The sequence below is a fragment of the Phascolarctobacterium succinatutens YIT 12067 genome, from assembly GCF_000188175.1.
Lineage (GTDB): Bacteria > Bacillota > Negativicutes > Acidaminococcales > Acidaminococcaceae > Phascolarctobacterium_A > Phascolarctobacterium_A succinatutens.
On the sequence record NZ_GL830888.1, the window covers coordinates 1 to 1,267 of the forward strand.

At 44.1% G+C, this 1,267-nt stretch carries 1 protein-coding gene; it reads left to right on the forward strand.

What is annotated here, in order from left to right:
• The coding region (locus HMPREF9443_RS10875) for an outer membrane insertion signal domain protein (RefSeq protein ID WP_009145586.1) at window positions 1-1,035 on the forward strand (1,035 nt) is incomplete at its 5' end.
• Between the last annotated feature and the right edge of the window lie 232 nt (window positions 1,036-1,267).

The following is a 1,267-nucleotide window of genomic DNA, read 5'->3' on the forward strand; positions in this document are numbered from 1 at the left end:
CGCGTTGCTAACCTGGAGAAAAAAGCTGACAATGTAAAAGTAACCGGCGAACTGCGTTACAAATACATGAGCAAACAAGGCGATGCTAACGTTGATAAAGATGGCAACCATAATTCTTTTGAAAATGATCTGCGTTCCCGTATTTGGGTAACCGGTCAAATCAATGATGACTGGTCCTACACCGGCATGATTGAAAACACTCAAGATTTCTATGGCGAAAGCGCTAACAAAGGCGATGAAGATACTTCCTTCCAACGTGCATATGTTGAAGGTAAAATCGGCGGCATGGATGTAACTGCTGGTCGTTACAATGCATTCTTTGCAAACGGCAACATCTATGATGCACGTGTTGATGGTGTTGAAGTATCCTATGGCAGCAAAGTTAAAGTAACTGGTTTCGCTGGTAAAGCAGCAGATGGTCTTGCTTTCAGTGATTTTGGTGCTGGTTTAGGTACTGAATTTGACTTTGAAGGTGGCAACTATGCTGGTGCTGAGCTCTCCGCTAACCTCAACAAACTGAATGTAGCTGGTGGCTATGTAAACTTCAAGGATATCGCTAAAGGTTCTGTTCTTAATGATACGACCGTTGTACCTGAAGGTATTGATGACGCTATCTGGTATGTTGGTGCAGACTATAACTTTGATGGCAATGTAGCTCTGTCCGCTATGTACTTGAAAGGCGATGCAAGCTATAATGATGTAGACGTTGATAAAGTTCTTGATTATGACTATGATAACGATGGTTGGACCGTTGGCCTGACCTACAAAGGTGCAGAAGCTTCCGAAGCTGGTTCTTGGGGTCTGTTCGCTAACTACTATGACCAAGGATTTGGCACTTACCTGGCACACACTACTGATGCTAATACCTTTGCTGGCACTGGCTTCAAAGGCTATGGCGTTGGCGCTAACTACACCTTCGCTAAAAACATCGTTGGTACTGTAGCTTACTATGATACCGAATCTAAGGTTGCTAAAGACTTTGGCGAAAAAATTGCTGACCAACGTGTTTGGGCTGACGTAACCTTCACTTTCTAATTTAACGATTAGCAAGTAACACAAAATAATACACGCGCGTATAAAGCCCCCTCGCCGTAAGGTGAGGGGGCTTTGTGTTGCAAAAATATATGAATGTGGTATAATAAAAATAGAAAGACAACCGCCTAAGCAGTTCGTGCCAATCCAATCGGCTGCGCCTCTTGGGGCACTATTGCATGGCGCGCATATACCAATCAGCATCGTCCTATGGACTTGCTTCTTGGATGCGCCC